The organism is Streptomyces sp. NPDC007863 (genome assembly GCF_040633895.1).
Classification (GTDB): domain Bacteria; phylum Actinomycetota; class Actinomycetes; order Streptomycetales; family Streptomycetaceae; genus Streptomyces.
On sequence record NZ_JBEYEI010000014.1, the window covers coordinates 60,174 to 83,773 of the forward strand.

Sequence of the window (23,600 nt, forward strand, 5' to 3'; positions counted from 1 at the left end):
TGCTCAGGACTTTACGGCGCCGGACAGCAGGTCGAGGCTCCAGAACCGCTGGATGACGAGGAAGAGGGCGATCAGGGGGACGACGGCGAGCAGCGCGCCGGTGATGACGAGGGTGTAGAGGGCGGGCTGGCTGGCGCCCTGCTTGAGGAGGGTGAAGAGGCCGACGGTCATGGGGAACTTCTCGTCGTCGCCGAGCATGATGAACGGCAGCAGGAAGTTGTTCCAGATGGCGACGAACTGGAAGAGGAAGATCGTCACCAGGCCGGGGGCGAGCATCGGTACGGCGATCCGGCTGAAGATCCGCCATTCGCCGGCGCCGTCGACGCGGCCGGCCTCGACGAGCTCCATCGGGACGGCGGCCTCGGCGTAGATGCGGCCGAGGTAGACGCCGTACGGGGAGAGGATCAGCGGCAGCAGCACGGAGACGTAGCTGTCGGTGAGGTCGGCCTCGGCCATGAGCAGGTACTGCGGGATGGCGAGGATGACCGGGGGCATGAGGACGCCGGTGAGCATGACGTTGAAGAAGAGCTCGCGGCCGCGGAAGCGGTACACGGCGAGGGCGTAGCCGGCGAAGGCGGAGACGACGGTCGACAGGAGGGCGCCGAGGCCGGCGTAGAGGACGGAGTTGCCCATCCACTTCCAGTAGATGCCGTCGCGGTAGGAGGTGAGTTCGCCGAGGTTGTCGGCGAAGCCGCTGCCGGGGAGGAAGGTGAAGGTGGAGAAGAGTTCGTCGTCGGCCTTGGTGGCGGCGACGACGACCCAGGCGACGGGGAGCAGGCAGTAGAGGGCGCCGAGGACGAGGGCGGCGGTGGGCAGCAGGGCGGTGCGGCGGGGCCGCGGGGGCCCCTGCGGGACGCCGGGGGTGGTGCCGGGCGCGGGGGGCGCCTTGCGGAGCGTCGGGGAGGCGAGCCCGGTCATCGGCTGGCTCCTTGTGTGGTGCGGCGGTTGGAGATCCTGAGGAGGGCGAAGGAGAACGCGAAGGTGACGAGGGCGAGGACGACGGCCGTGGCGGAGGCCGCGTGGATGTTCCCGCCGGTGAACGCGTCGTTGTAGACCTTCATCAGGGGGCTCCAGGTGGAGGGGATGCCGTTGGTGAGCGGCTTGAGCGTCATCGGCTCGTTGAAGACCTGGAGGGTGGCGATGATGGAGAAGAAGAAGGTGAGGACCAGGGACGGCGCCACCATCGGGATCTTGATGCGGAGCGCGATCTGGAGCTCGGAGCAGCCGTCGAGCTTGGCGGCCTCGTACACCTCGGCGGGCAGGGCGCGCAGCGCGGTGTAGATGACGATCATGTTGAAGCCGGTGCCGCCCCAGACGGCGATGTTGGACATCGCGAGGTAGAGCGGGCCGCCGTCCATGAGGTCGGGCTGCGGGAGGCCGGCCTTCTCCAGGAGGTAGTGGAAGGGGCTGACGGCGGGGAGGTAGAGGAAGCCCCAGAGGACGGCGGCGATGACGCCGGGGACGGCGTACGGGAGGAAGATCGCGAGCCGGGCGAAGGAGCGGCCCCGGACGCGCTCGGAGTCGAGCAGGAGCGCGAAGAGGAGGGCGAGGCCGAGCATGACGGGGACGACGATGGCGCCGTAGCCGAGGACGCGCAGGGCGCTCGCGAGGAACTCGGAGTCGGTGAGGGCGGAGGCGTAGTTCTCCAGGCCGGCCCAGACCTCGGACCTGGCGCCCTTGCCGAGGCCGAGACCCTTGATCTCGACCTTGTGGAAGCTGAGCCAGACCGCGTAGCCGATGGGCAGCGCGAAGAAGAGGGCGAAGAGGACGGCGGCCGGCAGGAGAAAGCCGTACGGGGCCGTCTTGACCCCGTACGACCGGCGCGCGCCCTTGGGGGGCTGCGTCACTTGGCGACCTCGAAGCCCTGCTTGTCGAGGTCGTCGACCGTGGTGTCGCGGACGGTGGTGAGGGCCTTGTCGAAGGCGGCGGCCGTCTTGGCCTTGGCGGCCTTGCCGAACTCGTCCTTGAAGGCGGTGTAGGCGACGTTCACGTTGGGGCCCCAGGCGGCGGGGGCGGTGGTCTTCGCGATCTCGGCGGCCTTCGTGTAGAAGTCGGGCTGGTTGGCGAAGTAGTCGGGGGCCTTGGCGAGGGCGCCGCTGGTCTGGGCGGCGGTGGCGGCCGGGTAGATGCCGCTCTCCTTGACGAGGGCGGCGAGCGCCTCGGGGTCGGTGTTCAGCCAGACGGCGAACTGGGCGGCGGCCTCCTTGTGCGCGGAGTGGCTGGTGACGCCGGTGGAGGAACCGCCCCAGCTGCCGGTGGCGTTCTCGCCCTCGCTCCACTGCGGGAGGGGGGCCATGGCCCACTTGCCCTTGGTGGCGGGGGCGGCGGTGGTGAGGGTGCCGGGGGCCCAGACGGCGGAGACCCAGGCGATCTGCTCGCCGGTGTCGAGGGCCTTGTTCCAGGCGGGGGTGTACATGGGCTGGTTGTCGATGGCGCCCTCGGCGACCAGGCCGCCCCAGAAGTCGGTGACCTTCTTGGTGGCGGCGTCGTCGATGCCGACCTTCCAGGTGTCGCCCTCGAAGGTCCACCACTTGGCGCCGGCCTGCTGGGAGAGGCCGGCGAAGAGGCCGGCGTCGTTGGCGGAGAAGGTGGTGAGGGACTTCTTGGGGGCCTTCTTCTTCAGCGCGCGGGCGGTCTCGGCGAAGGCGTCCCAGGTGGTGGGGACGGTGAGGCCGTACTCCTTGAAGAGGTCCTCGCGGTAGAAGAACATCAGCGGGCCGGAGTCCTGCGGGAGGGCGTAGACCGCGTCGCCGCCGAGGGTGGTCTGCTGCCAGACGCCGGGGGCGAACTTCTTCTCGACGCCCTGGACCTCGCTGCCTATGTCGGCGAGGGCGTCGTTGGTGACGAGGGTGGGGAGGGCCTGGTACTCGGCCTGGACCAGGTCCGGCCCCTTGCGGGCCTTGGCCGCGGTGATGATCTTGGTGACGAGGTCGTCGCCGGAGGCCTGCTTCTGCACCGTGACCTGGATGTCGGGGTGCTTGGCGTTCCAGAGGGCGGCGACCTTGTCCATGCCGGGCGCCCAGGCCCAGTAGGTGAGCTTGACGGGGCCGGACGCGGCGCCCGTCCCGTCGCCGGAGTCGGATCCACAGGCGGTGAGCGCGGTGGCGCCGAGGAGCACGGCGGTGGCGGCGGCGAGGCTGCGGCGCGTGAGCTGGGGCATGGGTGATTCTCCCTGACCGAAAGGGGCCTCTCCATCGGACGGAGAGGCCGACCATGCATCTGTGAGCGTTCACAGTAGAGAAACGTTCCGGACACTTGTCAATGGTTGTTCCTGTGCGGTTATGTTGCGTTGCCACTTCGAAATCTGATGTGTGTACGTTCACAGCTACGGCGATCGAACATCCCCTTCCGTTTCACAGGTGCTCAGGAGAGACTCATGTCTGCCACGACCCCCAAGGGCCTGACCCGGCTCGCGTTCGGCGGGGACTACAACCCCGAACAATGGCCGGAAAGCGTCTGGCAGGAGGACGTGCGGCTGATGCAGGAGGCCGGCGTCACCATGGTGAGCGTCGGGATCTTCTCCTGGGCGCTCCTGGAGCCCGAGCCCGGCCGGTACGACTTCGGCTGGCTCGACCGGGTCCTCGACCTGCTGCACGCCCACGGCGTCCGCGTCGACCTCGGCACCCCGACGGTCGCCCCGCCCGCCTGGTTCTACCGCGCCCACCCCGAGGCGCTGCCGGTCACCCCCGACGGCGTCCGCCTCACGTACGGCTCGCGCGGGGCGATCTGCCACAGCTCCCCCGCCTACCGGGAGGCCGCCGCCCGGATCACCACCGAGCTGGCCCGCCGCTACGCCGGCCACCCGGCGCTCGCGCTCTGGCACGTCCACAACGAGTACGGCGTCCCCGTCAGCGCCTGCTACTGCGACAGCTGCGCCGCGCACTTCCGCCGGTGGCTGGACAGCGCGTACGGCTCCGTCGAGGCCGTGAACGAGGCCTGGGGCACCGCCTTCTGGGGGCAGCGGTACGGCACGTACGAGGAGATCCTGCCGCCCCGCACCACCCCGACCGTCGGCAATCCGGCCCAGCAGCTGGACTACCGGCGCTTCGCCGACGCCACCATCCGCGAGAACTTCCGCGCGGAGCGGGACATCCTCCACGAGCTGTCCCCGGGCGTCCCGGTCACCACCAACTTCATGACCGCGCTCAGCCAGTGCGACTCGATCGACTACTGGGCCTGGGGCCGCGAGGTCGACCTCGTCACCAACGACCACTACCTGATCACCGACGGCCGCCGCACCCACGTCAACCTCGCGATGGCCGCCGACCTCACCCGCTCCGTCGCCGGCGGCGCGCCCTGGCTGCTCCTGGAGCACTCCACCTCGGGCGTGAACTGGCAGCCGCGCAACCCGGCGAAGCGGCCCGGGGAGATGGCCCGCAACTCCCTCGCCCACGTCGCCCGCGGCTCCGAGGGCGCCATGTTCTTCCAGTGGCGGCAGTCCCGGCGCGGCGCCGAGAAGTTCCACTCCTCGATGGTCCCGCACGGCGGCACCGACACCCGGATCTGGCGCGAGGTCGTCGAGCTCGGCGCCGGGCTCGGCGCCCTGGAGGAGCTCCGCGGCAGCCGGACCGTCCCGGACGTGGCCGTGCTGTGGGACTGGCAGTCCTGGTGGGCACAGAAGCTGGAGTGGCGGCCGAACGAGGCGCACGACGCCCGCGAGCGCGCCGACAGCTTCTACGAGACCCTCTACGACCGGCACCTCACGGTGGACTTCGCGCACCCCGAGGCCGACCTGTCCGCCTACCCGCTGGTCGTCGTCCCCGCGCTGTACCTGATGACGGAGGCCGCCGGGCAGAACCTGCGGGAGTACGTGGAGAACGGCGGCACGCTCGTCGTCTCCTACTTCTCCGGGATCGTCGACGAGCACGACGCCGTCCACCCCGGCGCCTACCCGGGCGCCCTGCGCGACGTCCTCGGGCTCACCGTCGACGAGTGGTCGCCGCTCCTCGACCACCAGCGGGTCGGCCTCTCCGGCCCCGGCGGCGCGGCGCTCACCGGCGACGTGTGGACCGAGTTCGTCCGCCCGCGCGGCGCCGAGACCGTCTGGACGTACGCGGACGGCCCCGCCGCCGGCGGACCCGCCGTCACCCGGCACCGGCTCGGGCGCGGCACCGCCTGGTACGTGTCCACCCGCCTCGACGCGGCCTCGCTGGACGCGATCGTGGCGGCGGCCGCGGAGGACGCCGGCCTCCCGGGCCGTCCCTCGCTCCCGCGCGACGTCGAGGTCGTCCGCCGCGCCGGCGCCCACAGCCACTACGTCTTCGTCCTCAACCACACGGACGCGGAGGCGAAGGTCCCGCTGGACGGCCCGGGCACGGAACTGCTCGCCGACGGCGCGGTGCGCGGCACGCTCACCGTCCCGGCGGGCGGCGTCCGGGTCGTCCGGCTGGACGGCTGACGGGCAGGGCCGACGGCCGGACGGCTCAGGGCCGTCCGCCCGGCGGCCCTGCCCCCTCCCCTCCCTGCCCCTCCCCTCCCGGCCCCGCCACGGGGCCGGCCCCCGATCTCCCCGGGGGCGGCACGCACCCGCTGCGCCGCCCCCGGGTGAGCCGTACCACCCCGATCCCGTCCCCGAGGAACAGCGCCACCCCGAGCACCACCACTCCCCCGTCCGTCACCGTCGAAGGGACTCGACGATGCGTACCACCAGAGGCCGTTTCCGGCTTCGTTCCGCCGCTCTCGCCACCGCGCTCGGCGCGGGGCTGCTGCTCGCCCCGCTGCCCGCGCAGCAGGCCGTGGCCGCGAGCACGCTCACCAACACCGGCTTCGAGGCCGACGGCACCGGCACGGCGACGCCGTCCGGCTGGTCGACGTACTCCGCCGCCGGGCAGAACGCCGCCTCCTTCACCGAGGCCGGCGGCCGCAGCGGCGGCCACCGCCTCTCGCACTGGTCGTCGTCCGCGTACAAGGTCGAGACGTACCAGTACCTCAGCGGGCTCACCGACGGCACGTACACGCTGAGCGCCTGGGTGCGTTCCGGCGGCGGCCAGAACGCCGCGTATCTCGCCCTGCGCAACTGCGGGTCCGCCGAGCAGCGCACCGACCTGCCGGTGACCACCAGCTCCTGGATACGGATCGTGACCTCGGTCAAGGTGGTCGGCGGCGGCTGCACCGTCAGCATCAACTCCGACGCGAACGCGGGCAACTGGCTCAACGTGGACGACCTCACCTTCACCTCGGGCTCGACCGGGCTCGGCGTGAAGGGCGTGGACCTGTCCGCCCTGAAGAAGAACGAGGACTTCGGCGCCACGTACAAGAACGCCTCGGGGACGGCCGGCGACCCGGTCGCGCTCCTCAAGGGCGCGGGCGCCAACTACGGGCGGCTGAAGGTGTGGGTGAACCCGGCCGACGGCTACAACACCAAGGCCCAGGTCCTCGCCACCGCCCAGCGCATCAAGGCGCAGGGCATGAAGCTGCTGGTGGACTTCCACTACTCGGACATCTGGGCCGACCCGGGCGCCCAGACCAAGCCGGCGGCGTGGGCGGGGCACTCGTACACGCAGCTGAAGACGGACGTGTACAACCACACCTATGACGTCCTCAACGCGCTGAAGGCGCAGGGCACCACGGCCGACATGGTGCAGATCGGCAACGAGATCAACACCGGCATGCTGTGGCCCGAGGGGTCGACGAGCAACTGGACGCAGTTCGCGGGGCTGCTGAACTCCGGCATCTCGGCGGCGAAGGCGGTGTCGTCCTCGACCCAGATCGCGCTGCACCTGGCGAACGGCGGCGACAACACGCTGTACCGCACGTGGTTCGACAACGCCACGGCGCAGGGCGTGAGTTACGACGTGATCGCGCTGTCCTTCTACGGCTACTGGCACGGGGCGCTGTCCTCGCTCCAGGCCAACCTCGACGACGTCTCGGCCCGTTACGGCAAGAAGGTGATGGTCGCGGAGACGGCGTACCCGTTCCGGCTGGACAGCAAGGACGCGCACGAGAACATCATCGACCTGTCGTCGGAGCTGATCTCCGGCTACCCGGCGTCCTCGGCGGGCCAGTCGGCGTGGCTGCGTGACGTGATGAACGTGGTGGAGGCCGTCCCGAGCGGCCGCGGTCTCGGCGTCGTCTACTGGGAGCCGGCCTGGACGGCGGTGACCGGCAACGGCTGGGACCCGACGGACCCGTCGTCGGGCAACGCCTGGGAGAACCAGGCCCTGTTCGACTACGACAGCAGGCTGCTTCCGGCGGCTGCCTGGTTCGCCCACCGGTAGACCCGACCCGCGCCGAAGGGCCGGACTCCTCGACGGAGTCCGGCCCTTCATCCGTGTGCTACCACTCCGTGTGCTACCACTCCGCGAGGGAGCCGTCGTCGCGGCGCCAGGCCGGGTTGCGCCAGCGGTGGCCGGTCTCGGCGGCCCGTTCCACGGCCTTCGCGTCGACCTCGATGCCGAGGCCGGGGCCGGTGGGCAGGGCCACGTGTCCGTCCTCGTAGCGGAAGACCGAGGGGTCGACGAGGTAGTCGAGGAGGTCGGAGCCGGTGTTGTAGTGGATGCCGAGGCTCTGCTCCTGGATGAGCAGGTTCGGGGTCGCGAAGCCGACCTGGAGGCAGGAGGCGAGCGCGATGGGGCCGAGCGGGCAGTGCGGGGCGAGGGAGACGTCGTACGCCTCCGCCATCGCGGCGATCCGGCGCGTCTCGGAGATGCCGCCGGCGTGCGAGAGGTCCGGCTGGGCGACGGCGATGCCCTGACCGAGGACCTTCTTGAAGTCCCAGCGGGAGTAGAGGCGTTCGCCGGTGGCGATGGGGAGGGACGTGGAGCGGACGATCTCGCCGATGTGGTCGCTCAGCTCGGGGACGACGGGTTCCTCCACGAAGAAGGGGAGGTAGGGCTCCAGGAGCGGCAGGACCCGGCGGGCCATGGGGAGGGTGAGCCGGCCGTGGAAGTCGATGGCGATGTCGAACTCGTCGCCGACGGCCTCGCGGATGGAGGCGACCCGGTCGACGATGGCCTGGGTGGCGGCCGGGGTGTCGATGAGCCGCAGCTGCGCGGAGGCGTTCATCTTGATGGCGGTGAAGCCCTCGTCCTTGCGGGCCAGGGCCTCGCTCGCCACCTCGTCGGGGCGGTCGCCGCCGATCCAGCTGTAGACGCGGACGCGGTCGCGGACGTGGCCGCCGAGGAGTTCCCAGACGGGGACGCCGAGGGCCTTGCCCTTGATGTCCCACAGGGCCTGGTCGATGCCGGCGACGGCGCTGGAGAGGACCGGGCCGCCCCGGTAGAAGCCGCCCTTGGTGAGGACCTGCCAGTGGTCCTCGATGCGCATCGGGTCCTGCCCGACGAGGTAGTCGGAGAGTTCGTCGACGGCGGCGGCGACGGTGTGGGCGCGGCCCTCGACGACGGGTTCGCCCCAGCCGGTGATCCCCTCGTCGGTGTCGATCCGCAGGAAGCACCAGCGGGGGGCGACGAGGTACGTCTTCAGGGAGGTGATCTTCACTTGGAGTCCTTCTTGACGGTCCAGCCGCCGTCGACGACGAGGTTGGTGCCGGTGATGTAGGCGGCGTCGGCCGAGGCGAGGAACGCGACGGCGGCGGCGACCTCCTCGGGGCGGCCGAGGCGGGCGAGGGCGGTGGCGTCGGCGGAGAGGCGGCGGCCGTCCTCGTCGACGTCGTTCCAGACGTCGGTGAGGATCGGGCCGGGCAGCACGGAGTTGAAGCGCACGTCGGGGCCGTACTCGACGGCGAACTGGCGGATCAGCGCGCACATGCCGCCCTTGGAGGCCGCGTAGGCGGGGTAGCCGGGGAGGCCGAAGTCGGCGTGGACGCTGGAGGTGGCGACGAGGCTGCCGCCCTCGGCGCGCAGGTCGTCGAGGAAGGTGCGGGCGGCGAGGTAGAGGGAGCGCAGGTTGACGGCGAGCTCGCGGTCCCAGATGTCGACGGGGAGTTCGTGGGCGGCGGCCGGGGTGTGGACGAAGGCGTTGCTGTGGAGGACGGAGACGGGGCCGAAGCGCTCGTGGGTCTCCTCGCGCAGCGCGGTCCAGTCGGCCTCGGAGGAGACGTCGCAGCGGATGTACGCGGCGCGGCCGCCTTGCTCGCGGATGCGGGCGGCGACGGCCTCGCCGGCGGTGGCGGCGATGTCGGCGACGACGACGGCGGCGCCTTCGCGGGCGAGCCGGGCGGCGCTGGCCGCGCCGATTCCGTGGGCGGCGCCGGTGACCACGGCGGTCTGCCCGGAGAAACGGTTCATGGGAGGGGCTTTCTGCGACAGGGGGTCAGCGGGTGATGTCCTGGGCGGCCAGCAGGCCGAGTTCGGTGCGGTGCGGGATGCCCTCCCAGTCGCCGGGGACGGAGACGGCGAAGGCGCCGCAGAGGGCGGCGAGCCGGAGCCGTTCGGGGACCGGTGAGCCGTCGAGGAGGGCGGCGAGGTAGCCGGAGACGAAGGCGTCGCCCGCGCCGACGGGGTCGACGGCGGTGACGGGGATCGCGGCCCGGACGTGGCACGCGCCGCCGGTGACGGTGAGGGCGCCTTCGGCGCCGAGCTTGAGGACGGCCTCGGCGGGGCCGAGCCGGGTGAGGGCGCGGGCCATCTCCTCGGGTTCGCCGTCGGGGACGAAGAGGGCGGCCTCCTCGGGTCCGGCGAAGACCAGGTCGGTGTACGGGAGGAGGCGGCCGAGCACCTCGGCGGCCTCGGCGCGGCTCCACAGGCGGGCGCGGTGGTTGACGTCGAGGGAGACGGTGACGCCGGCGGCCCGGGCGAGGGCCACCGCCTGTTCGACGGCGGCGCGGGCGGTGGCGCTCAGCGCGGGGGTGATGCCGGTGACGTGGAGGATCCGGGCGCCGGTGACGAGGGACTCGTCGAGGTCGCCGGGGGCGAGCCGGGAGCCGGCGAGGCCGGCCCGGTAGTAGCCGACGCGGAGCCGGTCGGCGGTGCGGCGCTCGCGGAGCATCAGGCCGGTGGGGGCGTCGGGGTCGGTGCGGGCGCCGGTGACGTCGACGCCCTCGGCGCGGAGTCCGGCGAGGATCATCGCGCCGGCGGCGTCGTCGCCGACCCGGCCGGTCCAGGCGGCGGTGTGGCCGAGCCTGCTGACGCCGACGGCGACGGTGGCCTCGGCGCCGGCCCAGCCGAGCCGCATCGGGGCTCCGTTGGCGAGGGGTCCGGGGGTGGTGGCGGCGACGACGGCCATGGCTTCCCCGAGGGTCACCAGGGCGGGGGCGGGTCCACGCGCGCGTGCGGGGTGCGTCATCGGAGCCGTATCCCGTCCAGGAAGGCCGCCGCCCGCTCGGTGAGGGCGGCGAGGGAGCCGCCCTCGCAGGCGTCGCCGACGAGGGGGCTACCGACGCCGAGGGCGGTGGCGCCGGCGGCGAGGTAGGCGGGGGCGTCGGCGGCGCCGATGCCCCCGGTGGGGACGAGCGGGATGTCGGGGAGCGGGGCGCGGACGGCCTTGAGGTGGTCGAGGCCGCCGGTCGAGGCGGGGAAGAGCTTGACCATGGTCGCGCCGGCCCGCCAGGCGGTGAGGATCTCGGTCGGGGTGTACGCGCCGGGCAGCACCGGCACGTCGAGGCGGACGGCCTCGGCGATGACGTCGGTGCAGGTGGCGGGGGTGATGAGGTAGGTGGCGCCGGCTTCGACGGCGGCCTGCGCGTCGGCGGGGGTGGTGACCGTGCCGGCGCCGAGGGCGAGGCCGGGCGGGGCGTCGGCGGCGTACTCGCGGAGCGCGTCGAGGACCCCGGGGGTGGTGAGGGTGAACTCGGCGGCGCGGACGCCGGAGGCGAGGAGGGTGTCGGTGACCTCGGCGAAGCGGGTGGCGGAGGCGGAGCGGAGGATCGCGATGACGGGGGCGGCGGCCAGGGCGGCGCGCAGTCCCTCGTACGGGCTGGTCATGGTGGGTTCCTGAGGGTGGGTCACTGGTGGTCGGCGTACGGGGTGGCGGGCAGTCCCGTGACGCCCGGGCGGCAGACGAAGAGGCGGCCGGCGTCGGGTTCGGCGCGGCGGCGTTCCTCGGGGAGGTTGTGGGTGGCGGTGGTGATGACGAGGACGTCGAGGTCGGGGCCGGCGAAGGCGCAGCTGGTGACGTGGGAGGCGGGCAGCTCCACGCGCGCGTGCGGGGCGCCTTCGGGGGTGAAGGCGAGGACCTCGCCGCCGCCCCAGACGGCGACCCACACGTGGCCCTCGGCGTCGACGGTGAGGCCGTCGGGGTAGCCGCTGTCGAGGACGGCGAAGGGGCGGCGGCCGGAGAGGGCGCCGGTGGCGGGGTCGTAGTCGAAGACGTCGACGCGGCGGGTGGGGCTGTCGGCGTAGTAGAGGAGGGTGCCGTCGGGGCTCCAGCCGAGGCCGTTGGAGATGGTGACGGACTCGACGAGGGTGGCGAGGCCGTCGCCGTCGAGGCGGTAGAGGGCGCCGGCGCCGGGCCGCTCGTCGAAGGCCATGGTGCCGCCGAGGAGGCGTCCGGCGGGGTCGACGGAGGCGTCGTTCATGCGGCGCGGGACGCCGTCGTCGGGGAGGGCGGGCGCGGCGAGCGCGACGGCCTCGGCCGGGGGCCGGCCGTCCTCCAGGCGGACGAAGGCGGTGCCGGCGGCGACGAGGAGGGCCCCGGAGGCGCAGGGGACGGCCGCGCCCACGGGGCGGTCGAAGCGGAGGGCGGCGGTCGGCACCACGTCGGTGCGGCCGTCCTCCCGGGTGAGGGCGGCGCGGTGGACGAGGCCCTCGGTGATGTCGACCCAGAGGAGTTCCCGGCGGGCGGCGTCCCAGACGGGGCCTTCGGGCAGGCGGCCGGGCGCGGGGGCGCAGGGCACGGCGCTGAGCTGGAGCATCGCTTCTCCTCCGGGGTGCGTGCTGAGGGGGTGACGGGGTGACCGCAGAAAAACTACGGGTTCGTCTAACGGTTGTAAATAACCCCGGGGGCTCTTCTTCCAACCCTTCGAATAAGATCGGGTGACGACAGCGCACCGACGGAGGACAGCAGGGATGATCAGGCGCACCTCGCAGGACATTCGCCGCCTCAACCGCTTCGAGGTGCTGCGCCGGGTCTACGCGGGCCCGGGGGCGATGAGCCGGCAGGACGTCGCCGCCGCCACGGGCCTGTCCTTCGCGACGGTCGCCAACCTCACCGCCGAACTCCTGGAGGCCGGCGTCCTCGTCGAGGCCGGGCACGAGGAGTCCGGCGGCGGGCGGCCCCGCGCGCGGCTCGCCGTGAACGCCAAGCGCGGCGCGCTGATCGGCGTCGACATCGCCGAGACCTCCGTCCACGCCGAGCTGTTCGACCTGGCCCTGACGGTCCGGCACTCCGTGGAGCGGCCGCTGCCGCCGGGGGACGTGCGGCCCGCCGACGTCGTGGACACGCTCGCCGGCGCCGTGGAGGAGCTGCTCGCCGCCTCCGGGACCGACCGCGCCCGGGTCCTCGGCGCGGGGGTGAGCGTGCCGGGCATGGTCGAGCGCGAGGGCGGGGTCTCGTCCTTCTCGCCGTACTGGTCCTGGCACGAGGTGCCGCTGCGGGCGCTGCTCGACGAGCGGCTCGGGCTGCCGCTGTGGCTGGACAACCCCCTGCGGGCCAGCACGGTCGCGGAGATGTGGTTCGGCGCGGGCCGCGAGGTGGACGACCTGGTGGTGCTGACGCTGCGGGCCGGTGTCGGCGCGGGCATCGCGATCGGCGGGCAGCTGTACCGCGGCTTCACCAACAGCGCGGGCGAGTGGGGGCACACCTGCCTCGCCCTCGACGGCCGGCCGTGCACCTGCGGCAACCGCGGCTGCGTCGAGGCGTACGTGTCGCTGCGCGGGATCGCCGAGACCTGGCGCGAGCTCGCCCCCGGCGACGAGCGGGCGGCCGGGCCCGACGACGCGGCGACGGTCGCGGCGCTGGCCCGCGCGGCCGACGCGGACGATCCGGTGGCCGCCGCCGTCGTGGCCCGCACGGCCCGCTACCTGGGCGCGGCCGTCGCCAACCTCGTCAACCTCGTCAACCCCCAGGTCGTCGTGGTCGGCAACCAGGTCGTGGACCTGCTCGGCGAGCGGCTGCTCCCGGCGGCGTACGAGGCGGTGGGCCGGCACGCCCTCGCCCTGCCGCACCGGGCGGCCACCCTGCGCCGCAGCGCGGTCCCGCACAACCCCGTGACCCGGGGCGCGGCGACCTTCGCCCTGGAGGGCTTCCTCGACGACCGCGAGGTCTTCGGCCCGGTCAGCCGCATGCGCCGGGCCGCGAAGGGCGGCGGAGCCGCCGGTGTCTGAGTCCGGGTACGAGCCCCGGCCCGGCCCGCCGCCGACGGGCGGGCGGGCGCCGGCGGGCGCGGGCGCCGGTGCGTCAGCGCACGCCGCCGCGGTGGCCGAGGCGGGTGGAGAGGTCGGTGGCGCCGTGGACGGCGAGGGCGGTGAGTTCGTTCTCGCGCGCCTCGTCCCAGCGGATGACCGGGACGGAGATGGAGAGCGCGGCGACCACGCGGCCCGTGCGGTCGCGGACGGGGGCGGCGACGCAGGAGACGTCCGGGTTGGACTCGCGCTGTTCGACGGCGACGCCGAGGATGGCGATCTCGGCGAGCGCGGCGCGCAGCGCGTCCGGGTCGGTGATGCTGTTCGGGGTCATGCGGGCCAGCTCGCGCCCGTCGAGGAGCGCGTCGAGCTCCCCGGCCGGCAGCATCGCGAGGAGCATCTTGCCGACGGCCGTGCAGTGGGCGGGCAGCCGCCGGCCGGCCGCCGACACCATGCGGACGGCGTGGGTGGAGTCCACCTTGGCGACGTAGATGACGTCCGCGTCCTCCAGGAGCGCCACGTGGACGGTCTCGCCGCAGGTCTCGGCGATCTCGTGGGCGACCTGGCGCCCCTCCGCCGCGAGGTCGAGCTGCTCGGCGTACCGGCTGCCGAGCTGGTACGTGCGCACCCCGAGCCGGTAGCGGCCGGGCTGTTCCGGCACGGGGACCAGGTAGTTGCGGGCCGCGAGCGTGGAGACCAGCTCGTGGGTGGTGGTGCGGGGCAGCTGGAGGCGGCGGGTGATCTCGGGCGCGGAGAGCGTGCCGTCCCCCTGGAGGAAGAGCTCCAGAATGTCGAATGCCCTGGCCACCGCGGGCACGAGTCGTCCCATGGCCCCCACCTCACCCTCACACCGTTCGATATGTCGTACCGCGACCGAAATCGCGGACAGAGACTAGCCCCCGACCGGAAGCCGGGCAACGGCCCCGGAGCGGCCCCGGTGACGCTTGACGCCCCGGAGAGCCGCTGCCTACGGTCACGCCGATCCGCCGGACGCCGTTCGGCACGATGAACATCCTGGGAGCCTCCACCGTGCGCATCACGGGCATCACCACTCATGTCGTCGGCACTCCCTGGCGCAATCTCACCTATGTCCTGGTGCACACGGACGAGGGTCTGACGGGCGTCGGCGAGACGCGGATGCTCGGTCACACCGACGCCCTGCTCGGCTATCTGCGAGAGGCGGAGGCGAACCACATCGCGGGCTCGGACCCCTTCGCCGTCGAGGACCTCGTCCGGCGGATGAAGTACGGGGACTTCGGGCGGGCCGGCGAGATCGTGATGTCCGGGATCGCGGTCGTCGAGACGGCCTGCTGGGACATCAAGGGCAAGGCGCTGGGCGTGCCGGTCTGGCAGCTGCTCGGCGGGCGGGTGACCGAGCGGGTGCCCGCGTACGCGAACGGCTGGTACACGACCGAGCGGACGCCGGAGGCCTATCACGAGGCGGCGCGCGGGGTCGTGGCGCGCGGCTACCGGGCCCTGAAGCTCGACCCGTTCGGCGCGGGCCGCCTCGAACTCGACCCGGCCGCCTCGCGGTACGCGATCTCGCTCGTCGAGGCCGTGCGGGACGCCATCGGACCGGACACCGAGCTCATGGTGGAGATGCACGGCCGCTTCTCCCCCGCGACGGCGATCCGGCTCGCCCGCGAGCTGGCCCCGTTCCGCCCAGCGTGGCTGGAGGAGCCGGTACCGCCGGAGAACCTGAAGGCGCTGGCCAAGGTGGCCGGGAAGACCGAGCTGCCGATCGCCACCGGGGAGCGGATCCACGACCGGATCGAGTTCCGCGAGCTGTTCGAGTCCCAGGCCGCCGACGTCATCCAGCCGGACGTGGGGCACATCGGCGGCATCCTGGAGGCCCGCAAGCTCGCCGCGACCGCCGAGACCCACTACGTGACCGTCGCCCCGCACAACGTCGGCGGTTCGGTCCTCACCGCCGCCTCCCTCCAACTCGCCGCCTGCACCCCGAACTTCAAGGTCCTGGAGCACTTCAACGACTTCGCCGACGCGGAGATCAAGAACGTCGTGCGCGGGGCGCCGGAGATCGACCCGGAGACCGGCTGCTTCCCCCTCTCGTACGCCCCCGGCCTCGGCGTCGAGCTCGACGTGGACGCGGCGGCCGCGTTCCCCCAGCAGCGGGCGAGGTTCGACCTGTGGGCCGACGGCTGGGAGAAGAGGCGGCCGAAGTGAGCGGCGGGGCACCCGACCGCGCGGTCCTCGTCGAACGGCCGGGCGTCCACCGGCTGGTGGCGCGCCCGCGCCCCGCACCCGGCCCGGGCGAGGTCCTGGTGCGGGTCGCCGCCGCCGGGATCTGCCTCAGCGACCGGGAGCTGTACGAGGGGAGGCGGGCGCCCGGCTATGTGCGCTACCCGGTGGTGCCGGGGCACGAGTGGTCCGGCACCGTCGAGGAGGTCGGCCCCGGCGTGGACCCGGCGCTGCTCGGCCGGCCGTGCGTCGCCGAGGGCTTCCGCCGCTGCGGGACCTGCGAGCGGTGCCGGTGCGGCGAGACGAGCCTGTGCACGGCCGGGTACGCCGAGACCGGCTTCACCGAACCGGGCGCCTTCGCCGACCGGCTGCTCGTGCCCGCCCGGCTCCTGCACCCCCTGCCGGAGGGCGCGGACCTGCGGGCGGCGGCGCTGCTCGAACCGGCGGCGGTGGTGGCCGCGGCGGTACGGGCCGGGCGGCCGCGTCCCGGGGAGCGGATCGCGGTCGTGGGCGCCGGGACGCTCGGGCTGCTCGCCGTGCAGTGGCTGGCCGCCCACTCCCCCGCCGAACTGGCCGTGGTCGACCCGCGCGCCGCCCGTGCCGGCCGGGCCCTGGGCTTCGGCGCGACCCGCGCCCTGGACCCGGCGGCGGCCACGGGCGCGCACGGGGAGTTCGACCTGGTGGTGGAGACGGCAGGGGCGCCGCCGACGGCCGCCTCGGCCTGTCTGCTGGCCCGCCGCGGCGGCCGGGTGGTGCTCACCGGAATGTTCGCGGAGGGCGCCACGGGCATCGACCCGGTGCACCTGTCGGTGAGTCAACTGGAGCTGCGGAGCGTCTTCGGCGCCTCCTCGGCCGCGTGGGCGGACGCGGTCGGGGCCTTCGCGCGCGGGCTGCTCGACCCGGCGCCGCTGATCACCCACGAGTTCCCGCTCGACGGCTTCGCCGACGCGCTGGCCCTGGTCGGCGGCGGTGACCCGGCGGTCGGCAAGGTCCTGCTGATCCCCTGACCCGGGTCACGGACCGAGCCGTTCGATGCGCTCCTGGTGTTCCTCGCCCCAGGCGCCCAGCGGGGCGAGGGCCGTGTTCAGCGACCGCCCGAACGGGGTGAGGGAGTAGACCACCTTCGGCGGCACCTCCTCGTGGGCCTCCCGGTGCACGAGGCCGCTCGCCGCCATCTCCTTCAGCTGGAGGATGAGGATCCGCTCGCTGATCCCCGGGACGGCCCGGCGCAACGCCCCGAAGCGCAGCGGCTGTTCCCCCAGGGCGAAGAGGATGAGCCCTTTCCACTTGCCCCCCATGACCGCGATGGCCGCGTCCAGCCCGCAGGTGTACTTCCGTCCGCCGCCCATCGCGCCCGCACCCTCCGCGTACATTCCTGTGCGTACCCGACAGAAATGTCGGTACTTGATCCAATGTACGGGCTCTCGCACGATGGGGCCGGGGCCGCGCACAGCCGGACGCGCGCCCCGATCCACCGTGCGGACTTGGGAGTTGGACATGCCGGAGCAGCAGCAGCGCACACCCGTCACCGTGATCGGCCTCGGATCGATGGGCAGCGCCCTCGCGGCGGCGTTCCTCGCCGCCGGGCACCCGACCACGGTCTGGAACCGGTCGCCGGAGCGGGCCGCGTCCCTCGCGGAGCGCGGCGCGACGGTGGCCGCGACGCCGGCGGCGGCCCTGGCGGCGAGCCCGCTGATCGTCGCCTGCCTCACCACCTTCGACGCCACCCGGGACGTCCTCGACGCCGCCGGGGCGGAACTGGCCGGCCGGACCCTGGTGACCCTCAACAGCGGGGCACCCGCCGAGGCCCGGACCACGGCCCGGTGGGCGGCCGGGCACGGAGCGCGGTTCCTGGCGGGGGCGGTCCTCGACGTCCCGTCGGCGGTCGGCGCGCCCGGGACCCTCCTCACCTACGCGGGTGAGCGGGACGCCTTCGACGCGCACGCGCCGGCGCTGCGCGCGCTGGGCGGGGACTCGGTCCACCTGGGCGAGGAGCCGGATCTGGCGGCGCTGTACGAGATGGCGGTGGGGGCGGCCCTGCTGCCCGCGCTGGTCGGCTTCTTCCAGGGCGCCGCCGCCCTCCAGGCGCGCGGCCTGACGGCCGCGAGCATGGTGGGGTTCACCGGCCGGCTGCTCGACATGACCAAGGAACTGCTGCCGGTGTTCGCCGACGAGATCGACCGGCGCGACTACGGCGCCGGGGAGTCCTCCGTGAACCTCTTCCTCGCCGGCACCGCCCACGACGCGGCGCTGGAGCAGGAGACCGGGGTGGACGCCGGCTGGCTCGCGCCGCTGCACGACCTCGTGCGGCGGGCCGCCGAGGCCGGTCACGGCGAGGACAGCGTCGCCGCCCTCACCGAGCTGCTGCGCAAGCCCTCCGGCACTTCCTGACCGGCCCCGGCCCCGGCCGTCAGCCGGCCTCGGGCTCGGGCTCGGGCTCGGGCTCGGCGAGGAGGTCGTCGACGAGGGTGAGGCGGGTCTCGGGGTAGTACTCCGCGATGGCCTCGCGCATCATCGCCTCGCCCTCGGGGTCGGGCGTCCCGCACTTCTCGCGGGTCTCCCGGTCGGGCCACCGGGCGTACGCCACCCAGGTGCCGTCGTCGGCGCGGTGGAGCCGTGAGCCGTAACTCCCGCACTCCTCGTGGATCGCCACGGTGACCCGGTGCCAGCCGTCCATGAGCTGCTGCTCCCGGCCGGGCCGCACCCGCCACCGGTAGACCACCGCGAACATCCGCCGACCCCCTCGTCATATGCCTCGCACGAAGGAACTACACCGACCAGTTCACTGTCAAGACTGAACAGTTCGGTCCGGTCTCGCCGAGGCTTTCGTCGAAGCGCTTCGATCTTTCGCCGCCGACAGTCTGGACACGTCAACTCCCCCGCGTTACCGTCTCGCTGAGCGTCGAAGCGATCTTTCGACGGCACCGTCGAAGCGATTCACCAGTCCTGGCCGCGGGGAGATCGGATGGTCACGCTTGCCGAGGTCGCCCGCCACGCCGGGGTGTCGGCCAGCACGGTGAGCTATGTCCTCAGCGGCAAGCGGCCCATCTCCGAACCCACCCGGCGGCGCGTGCGGGCCAGCATCGAACAGCTCGGCTACCAGCCGCACGCCGGGGCCCGGGCGCTCGCCAGCAGCCGCTCGCGGATCATCGCCCTCATGGTGCCGCTGCGCACCGACATGTACGTGCCGGTGATGCTGGAGATCGCGGTCGCCGTCGCCACCACGGCCCGGGCGCGCGGCTACGACGTGCTGCTGCTCACCGGCGAGGAGGGCCCCTCGGCGCTGCGCCGGGTCAGCGGCAGCGGGCTCGCCGAGGCCGTGATCCTCATGGACGTGCAGCTCGACGACGGACGGCTGCCGGTGCTGCGGGGCGCGGCGCCGCCGGCCGTGCTCGTCGGGCTGCCCGCCGACCCGGCCGGACTGAACTGCGTGGACCTGGACTTCGCCGCCGCCGGGGCGCTCTGCGTGGAGCACCTGGCCGGGCTCGGCCACCGGGAGATCGCCGTCGTCGGCGGCTCGCCCGGGGTGTACGCCCGGCACACCGGCTTCGCCGAGCGGACCCTCGGCGGGCTGCGCGAGCGGGCGGCGCGCCTCGGCGTGGGGCTGCTGCACCGGCCGTGCGACGGCACTCACGACGCGGTCGCCGGGGTGCTGGCCCGGATCCTCGACGAGCGCCCGTCGGTCAGCGCCTTCGTGGTGCAGAACGAGAAGGCGGTGGAGCCGCTGCTCGCCCTGCTGCGGCGGACCGGCCGGGCGGTGCCGGAGGACGTGTCGGTGGTCGCGGTGTGTCCCGAGGCGGTGGCCGCGCAGGCGTCGGTGCCGCTCACCTCGGTGGCGATCCCCGCGCAGGAGCTGGGCCGGCGGGCGGCGGAGCGGCTGTTCGCCCGCCTCACCGACCCGGACGGGCCGGCGGCGGCCGGGGTGGAGCTGCTCGCCCCGGTGCTGACGGTGCGGGAGAGTTCGGGTCCGCCGCCGGCCGGCCGGTTCACGGACTGACGAGGACGTGTTCCTCGCCCGCCCGCAGCGCGAGCCGCCGCCTCCCCTCGGGGGCGCACAGCTCGATCGCCGCGTCGCGGGCGGGGCGGATCACGGCCCGGTACGTCCCCGGCGCCCAGGTCAGGTCGATCCGGGCGCCGAAGCGGGTGCGCACCCCGGTGAGCCGGCCGCGGGCGCAGAGCCCGGGCGGCGGCGCGGGCAGCAGGACGAGCCGCCCGGGGGCGGAGCGGATGAACGCCTCGATGAGCAGTGCGGGCAGGGCGTGGGCGGCGTCGGCGTTGTAGACGTCCCGCTTCGGGTAGTGGGCGCTCATCAGGGAGGCGTGGAAGTAGTCGCCGCCGAGGACCCGGCGCAGGGCGTCGCCGGTGCGGCCGGGGTCGCCGAGCCGGGCGGCGATGAGCCCCTGGTGGAGGTGGCCGTGGGCGGAGTCGTTCTCGCTGCCGCGCAGGGCGAGGGCGCGCGCGGCGGCGCGGGCGAGGCCGGGGGTGTCGTACGGGGTGATGGCGTCGAGCGGCCAGACGGGGTAGAGGTGGCTGAGGTGCCGGTGGTCGTAGCGGTCGCCGAGCCCGGGCCAGGCCCATTCGGCGAGGGCGCCGTCGCCGTTGACGCGGTAGGGCGGGAGCCGGTCGGCGAGGGCCCGCAGCCGGGCGGCCCGGTCCTCGGGGGCGCGGTCGGCGGCGGCGGTGAGTGCGTGGCGGGCGGCGGCGAGGTCCATGGTGGCGTTGACCGCGCCCCAGCTGCCGCCGCGCGGGCGGTTCTCCGGGGAGTAGGAGGGGACGACGGCGAGGTTCCCGTCGGGTCCGGTGCGGGTGAGGAAGTCCTCGTAGAAGTCGGCGAGTTCGAGGAGGAGCCCGGTGAGCCAGGGGTCGTGGCGGCCGTCGGCCTCGTCCGCTTCGAGGAGCGGGAGGAGGAGCCAGTCGGCGGCGGCGGTCCACAGGTGGAGGGGGTACGCGCGGTCGAAGTGGTACGTGTGGCCGCTCTCGCCGTCGGTGTGGGCGGGGGCGACGACGCCCCGGGTGCCGAAGACGGCGCGGGCGTTGTCCCGCCAGTCGGCGAGCTGGCCCCGGATGAGGCCGCGGTGGGCGTCCAGGACCTCGGGCAGGTCGGCGGCGACGGCGGAGGCGGTCTGGAGGGCGAGGTTGGCGTCGGTGGTGAAGCCGCCGGACCAGGCGGTGTCCCAGTCCCCGGTCCACAGTCCGCAGAGGCGGGGCGGGTAGAGGCCGGAGGAGGAGAGCAGGTGGTGGCGGCCTGCGGCGAAGAGCCGTTCGAGGAGGGCGGGTCCGGCCGGCCTGTCGAGCAACTCGGAGCCGGGCAGGGCCCGTTCGGCGGGGTCGGCGTCGAGGTCGAGGGTGACCCGGTGGTAGGCGGCGCCGTGGAGTGCGGTGTGCCGGCCGAGGAGACGGGCGTACGCGGCGGCGGGGCCGTCGTCCCCGGCGAGGGCGCGCAGGGCGGCGGCCTGCTCGGCGGGGTCGTACGGGCCGTCGTGGCGGTGCACCCGGGTGAGCAGCAGGAGTCCGCCGGCGCCGTCGACGCGGAGGCCGCGGTCGGTGAGGGTGGTGCGGCCGGTGTCGGCGACGACGAGGGTGACGCCGGTGTAGCCGAGGGTGGAGCCGGGGTAGCGGGCCTGGAGGGTGAGGAGGCTCTCGCCGTGGGCGGTGGCGAGGCCGCGGCCGGTGGCGAGGCCGGGCGGGACGCCGTCGAGGCGGTGGTCGAGCGCGACGGCGACGCGGGGGCCGGGCTCCGTCACGTACTGGACGAGGACGTCGTCGGCGCGGGAGGCGAACACCCGGCTGGTGCGGGTGCCGGCGGTGGCGGTGGCGACGCCGGTGGTGAAGTCCACCTCGCGTCGGGTGGCGCGGGTCCCCCCGCCGGTCGCGGCGCGGACGCGGGTGAGGAAGCCGGGGTGGAAGGGCTGGATCCAGCGGAGGGGGCGGCCGTCGGTGAAGGTCTCGGCGGCGGTGGGGTCCCCGGCGAGGAGGGCGTCCTGGAGGGCGGGGAGCCGGTCGGCGAGGCGGGGCGGGTCGGTGTCGCCGGGCCGGTGGTGGGGGCGTACGAGGGTGTGGTGGGTGACGATCACCCGGTCGTCGGCGGGGTCGCCGTACACCAGCGCCCCGTGCCGGCCGTTCCCGGTGAGGAAGGCGTCCTCCCAGCGGGCGGCGGGGGCGGGTTCCCAGGTGCCGTGCACGGGTCCGGTCATGGGTGCTCCTCCAGGACGGCGGCGCCGAAGCGGTCGAGGGTGAGGGCGGAGTCGACGGTGGTGCCGGTGAGCAGGTCGCGGTGGCGGCCCGGGACGGTGACGGTGACGGGCTCGCGGCCGTGGTGGAGCAGGAAGAGCAGGTCGCCGCGGCGGACGGCCTCGACGCCGTCGGGGAGTCCGGCGAGGACCGGCCGGACGCCGGCCTCGGTGGCGGCCTCGGCGAGGAGGGCGCGCAGCGCGGCGGGTTCGGGGAGGGTGGAGAGGTAGCGGGTGGGGCCGTGGCGCAGGACGGCGGGTCGGCCGTCGAGTTCGCCGCCCCGGTAGGCGGCGAGGATCTCGGTGCCGGGGGCGGGGACCAGCTCCTCGGACCAGAGGGTGCCGTGGAAGGTGCCGCAGTCGACGCGGTCGCCGGGGGCCAGGGGCCACCATTCGTCGACGCGGTCGATGCCGAGGAGGGCGCGGAGGCGGGCGTCCATGCCGCCGGGGCGGACGCGGTCGTCGGGGTCGGCGACGCCGGTGAAGAAGCCGCAGACGAGCCGGCCGCCGCCGGCCGTGTACCGCCGCAGGTTGTCGAGGGCGGTGTCGTCGAGGAGGTAGAGGTGGGGGACGACGACGAGGGGGTGGGCGGTGAGGTCGTGGTGGGGGTGGGCGAGGGTGGTGGGGAGGCCTGCCTCCCAGAGGGCGCGGTGCCAGGTGCGGACGAGTTCGCCCTGGTCGAGGTGGGTGGAGAGGGCGCCTTCGTGGCGCTGGGCCCACCAGGAGTCCCAGTCGTGGAGGAGGGCGATGCCGCCGGCGGGCAGGCGGCTGCCGGCGACGCGGGGGCCGAGGCGGGCGAGGTCGGCGCCGATGCGGACGGTCTCGCGGAAGCCGCGTCCCCGGGGGCCGCTGTGGCCGAGCATGCCGGAGTGGAACTTCTCGGCGCCCTGCCGGGAGGCGCGCCACTGGAAGGAGTGGACGGCGTCGGCGCCGCGGGCGACGGCCTGGAGGGTCCGGAGCCGGTTGAGCCCTTCGGGCTTGGGGTGGTTGACGGGGCGCCAGTTGACGGCTCCGGCGGCCTGTTCCATCACCATCCAGGGTCGGCCGCCGGCCTCGGAGCGGGTGAGGTCGGCGACGAAGGCGTTCTCGTGGGCTCCGGCGTCGGGTGCCGCGGGGTCGGGGTAGACGTCGACGGAGACGAGGTCCTGTTCGGCGGCCCAGGCCCAGCCGTCCTGTCCGGACCAGAACGGCATGAGGTTGGTGGTGACCGGGAGGTGCGGGGTGTGGGTGCGGACGATGTCGCGTTCGGTCCGGTAGCAGTCCAGGAGCCGGTCGGAGGTGTAGCGGCGGAAGTCGAGGACGTGCGCGGGGTTGCGCAGGTAGTGGGCGCGGCGCGGGGGCAGGACCTCGTCCCAGGCGGCGTACCGCTGGCTCCAGAAGTCGCCGCCCCAGGCGGTGTTGAGGGCGTCGAGGGTGCCGTACCGGTGCTGGAGCCAGGTGCGGAAGGTGCGGGCGGCCTCGTCGCCCCAGTCGTAGGTGCAGTACTCGTTGTTGATGTGCCACATGACGAGCGCCGGGTGGCGGGCGTAGCGGGCGGCGAGGTCCTCGGTGAGGGCGGCGGCGTGCCGTCGGTAGGCCTCGCTGGAGTGGGAGAAGTGCTGGCGGGAGCCCCACCATTCGGTGCGGCCGTCCTCGTCCCGGGGCAGGGTCTCGGGGTGGAGCCGGCCGAGCCAGGGCGGCGGGGAGGCGGTGGGGGTGGCGAGGACGACGCCGACGCCGTGGTCGTGGGCGAGGTCCATGAGCCGGTCGAGCCAGCCGAACTCCCGGGCGCCCGGCTCGGGTTCGAGCCGGGCCCAGGAGAAGACGCCGAGGGTGACGGTGGTGACGCCGGCCCGGCGCATCAGCCGCAGGTCCTCGGTCCAGGTGCCCTCCGGCCACTGTTCCGGGTTCCAGTCGGCGCCGTAGAGGAGGCGGGGCGGGCGGCCGGGCGGGTGCGTGAGGTCGTCGAGGCCGGTCATCGGGGCTCTTCCGTGAGGTGGGGGTGGGGGGCGGC

At 74.2% G+C, this 23,600-nt stretch carries 20 protein-coding genes; 7 read left to right on the forward strand and 13 right to left on the reverse strand.

The window, feature by feature from the left end:
• Positions 1-3 precede the first annotated feature (3 nt).
• Genes ABZ621_RS22325 through ABZ621_RS22335 form a run of 3 tightly spaced genes read right to left on the reverse strand, consistent with a single transcriptional unit; the run spans position 4 to position 3,160 of the window.
• Complete coding sequence (locus tag ABZ621_RS22325; protein ID WP_360607131.1) at positions 4-918, reverse strand: carbohydrate ABC transporter permease; 915 nt, start codon at positions 916-918, stop codon at positions 4-6.
• Positions 915-1,847, reverse strand: a complete 933-nt coding sequence (locus ABZ621_RS22330; RefSeq protein ID WP_360607133.1) for a sugar ABC transporter permease — start codon at positions 1,845-1,847, stop codon at positions 915-917. The genes ABZ621_RS22325 and ABZ621_RS22330 overlap by 4 nt, the downstream gene beginning before the upstream one ends.
• The gene (locus ABZ621_RS22335) at positions 1,844-3,160 is read right to left on the reverse strand and encodes an extracellular solute-binding protein (protein ID WP_360607135.1); all 1,317 of its coding nucleotides are present in this window, start codon (positions 3,158-3,160) and stop codon (positions 1,844-1,846) included. Before ABZ621_RS22335 ends, ABZ621_RS22330 begins: the two co-directional genes overlap by 4 nt.
• Positions 3,161-3,376: 216 nt before the next feature.
• On the opposite strand from ABZ621_RS22335, the gene ABZ621_RS22340 reads away from it, so the two are divergent.
• Both ABZ621_RS22340 and ABZ621_RS22345 read left to right on the forward strand, forming a co-directional pair.
• Positions 3,377-5,398 (forward strand): beta-galactosidase, encoded by a 2,022-nt coding sequence (locus ABZ621_RS22340; RefSeq protein ID WP_360607137.1) that lies wholly within the window; start codon positions 3,377-3,379, stop codon positions 5,396-5,398.
• Between the two features lie 238 nt (positions 5,399-5,636).
• Positions 5,637-7,217, forward strand: coding sequence for an arabinogalactan endo-1,4-beta-galactosidase (locus tag ABZ621_RS22345; RefSeq protein WP_360607139.1), 1,581 nt, complete (start codon positions 5,637-5,639; stop codon positions 7,215-7,217).
• Between the two features lie 73 nt (positions 7,218-7,290).
• Here the strand turns inward: ABZ621_RS22345 and dgoD are convergent, their stop codons facing one another.
• The 5 genes from dgoD to ABZ621_RS22370 are packed head-to-tail and all read right to left on the reverse strand — an operon-like array spanning position 7,291 to position 11,749.
• On the reverse strand, positions 7,291-8,436 hold the full coding sequence (dgoD, locus tag ABZ621_RS22350; RefSeq protein ID WP_360607141.1) for a galactonate dehydratase: 1,146 nt from the start codon (positions 8,434-8,436) through the stop codon (positions 7,291-7,293).
• Positions 8,433-9,185 (reverse strand): SDR family oxidoreductase, encoded by a 753-nt coding sequence (locus tag ABZ621_RS22355; RefSeq protein WP_360607143.1) that lies wholly within the window; start codon positions 9,183-9,185, stop codon positions 8,433-8,435. The genes dgoD and ABZ621_RS22355 overlap by 4 nt, the downstream gene beginning before the upstream one ends.
• A gap of 25 nt (positions 9,186-9,210) precedes the next feature.
• Entirely contained in the window at positions 9,211-10,182 is a 972-nt protein-coding gene (locus ABZ621_RS22360; protein WP_360607145.1) for a sugar kinase, read from the reverse strand.
• A complete protein-coding gene (locus ABZ621_RS22365; protein ID WP_360607146.1) occupies positions 10,179-10,820 on the reverse strand; it encodes a bifunctional 4-hydroxy-2-oxoglutarate aldolase/2-dehydro-3-deoxy-phosphogluconate aldolase in 642 nt (213 codons plus the stop codon). The genes ABZ621_RS22360 and ABZ621_RS22365 overlap by 4 nt, the downstream gene beginning before the upstream one ends.
• Positions 10,821-10,840: 20 nt before the next feature.
• Entirely contained in the window at positions 10,841-11,749 is a 909-nt protein-coding gene (locus ABZ621_RS22370; RefSeq protein ID WP_360607147.1) for an SMP-30/gluconolactonase/LRE family protein, read from the reverse strand.
• Positions 11,750-11,903: 154 nt separating this feature from the next.
• Between ABZ621_RS22370 and ABZ621_RS22375 the strand changes: the two genes are divergently transcribed.
• Positions 11,904-13,160 carry an ROK family protein gene (locus ABZ621_RS22375; RefSeq protein WP_360607149.1) on the forward strand — a complete coding sequence of 419 codons (1,257 nt, stop codon included), beginning with the start codon at positions 11,904-11,906 and terminating at the stop codon, positions 13,158-13,160.
• A 73-nt stretch (positions 13,161-13,233) separates the two neighbouring features.
• Here the strand turns inward: ABZ621_RS22375 and ABZ621_RS22380 are convergent, their stop codons facing one another.
• Positions 13,234-14,007: an IclR family transcriptional regulator gene (locus tag ABZ621_RS22380; RefSeq protein ID WP_360607151.1), complete on the reverse strand. Its 774-nt coding sequence runs from the start codon at positions 14,005-14,007 to the stop codon at positions 13,234-13,236.
• A 200-nt stretch (positions 14,008-14,207) separates the two neighbouring features.
• On the opposite strand from ABZ621_RS22380, the gene ABZ621_RS22385 reads away from it, so the two are divergent.
• Together ABZ621_RS22385 and ABZ621_RS22390 are read left to right on the forward strand one after the other, a co-directional pair.
• Positions 14,208-15,362, forward strand: a complete 1,155-nt coding sequence (locus ABZ621_RS22385; protein ID WP_360607430.1) for a mandelate racemase/muconate lactonizing enzyme family protein — start codon at positions 14,208-14,210, stop codon at positions 15,360-15,362.
• A complete protein-coding gene (locus tag ABZ621_RS22390; protein WP_360607153.1) occupies positions 15,359-16,384 on the forward strand; it encodes an alcohol dehydrogenase catalytic domain-containing protein in 1,026 nt (341 codons plus the stop codon). The genes ABZ621_RS22385 and ABZ621_RS22390 overlap by 4 nt, the downstream gene beginning before the upstream one ends.
• 6 nt (positions 16,385-16,390) lie before the next feature.
• On the opposite strand, the gene ABZ621_RS22395 is transcribed toward ABZ621_RS22390, so the two are convergent.
• The gene (locus tag ABZ621_RS22395; protein ID WP_360607155.1) at positions 16,391-16,726 is read right to left on the reverse strand and encodes a helix-turn-helix domain-containing protein; all 336 of its coding nucleotides are present in this window, start codon (positions 16,724-16,726) and stop codon (positions 16,391-16,393) included.
• Positions 16,727-16,874: 148 nt separating this feature from the next.
• Between ABZ621_RS22395 and ABZ621_RS22400 the strand changes: the two genes are divergently transcribed.
• Positions 16,875-17,768 (forward strand): NAD(P)-binding domain-containing protein, encoded by an 894-nt coding sequence (locus tag ABZ621_RS22400; protein ID WP_360607157.1) that lies wholly within the window; start codon positions 16,875-16,877, stop codon positions 17,766-17,768.
• Between the two features lie 19 nt (positions 17,769-17,787).
• Here ABZ621_RS22400 and ABZ621_RS22405 read toward each other — a convergent pair whose 3' ends face one another.
• Positions 17,788-18,108 (reverse strand): antibiotic biosynthesis monooxygenase, encoded by a 321-nt coding sequence (locus ABZ621_RS22405; protein WP_360607159.1) that lies wholly within the window; start codon positions 18,106-18,108, stop codon positions 17,788-17,790.
• A 234-nt stretch (positions 18,109-18,342) separates the two neighbouring features.
• On the opposite strand from ABZ621_RS22405, the gene ABZ621_RS22410 reads away from it, so the two are divergent.
• Entirely contained in the window at positions 18,343-19,374 is a 1,032-nt protein-coding gene (locus ABZ621_RS22410; protein WP_360607161.1) for a LacI family DNA-binding transcriptional regulator, read from the forward strand.
• On the opposite strand, the gene ABZ621_RS22415 is transcribed toward ABZ621_RS22410, so the two are convergent.
• Together ABZ621_RS22415 and ABZ621_RS22420 are read right to left on the reverse strand one after the other, a co-directional pair.
• The gene (locus ABZ621_RS22415; RefSeq protein ID WP_360607163.1) at positions 19,364-21,571 is read right to left on the reverse strand and encodes a glycoside hydrolase N-terminal domain-containing protein; all 2,208 of its coding nucleotides are present in this window, start codon (positions 21,569-21,571) and stop codon (positions 19,364-19,366) included. The two genes, ABZ621_RS22410 and ABZ621_RS22415, sit on opposite strands and share 11 nt — an antisense overlap.
• The gene (locus ABZ621_RS22420) at positions 21,568-23,565 is read right to left on the reverse strand and encodes a beta-galactosidase (RefSeq protein WP_360607165.1); all 1,998 of its coding nucleotides are present in this window, start codon (positions 23,563-23,565) and stop codon (positions 21,568-21,570) included. The genes ABZ621_RS22415 and ABZ621_RS22420 overlap by 4 nt, the downstream gene beginning before the upstream one ends.
• Positions 23,566-23,600: the final 35 nt, after the last annotated feature.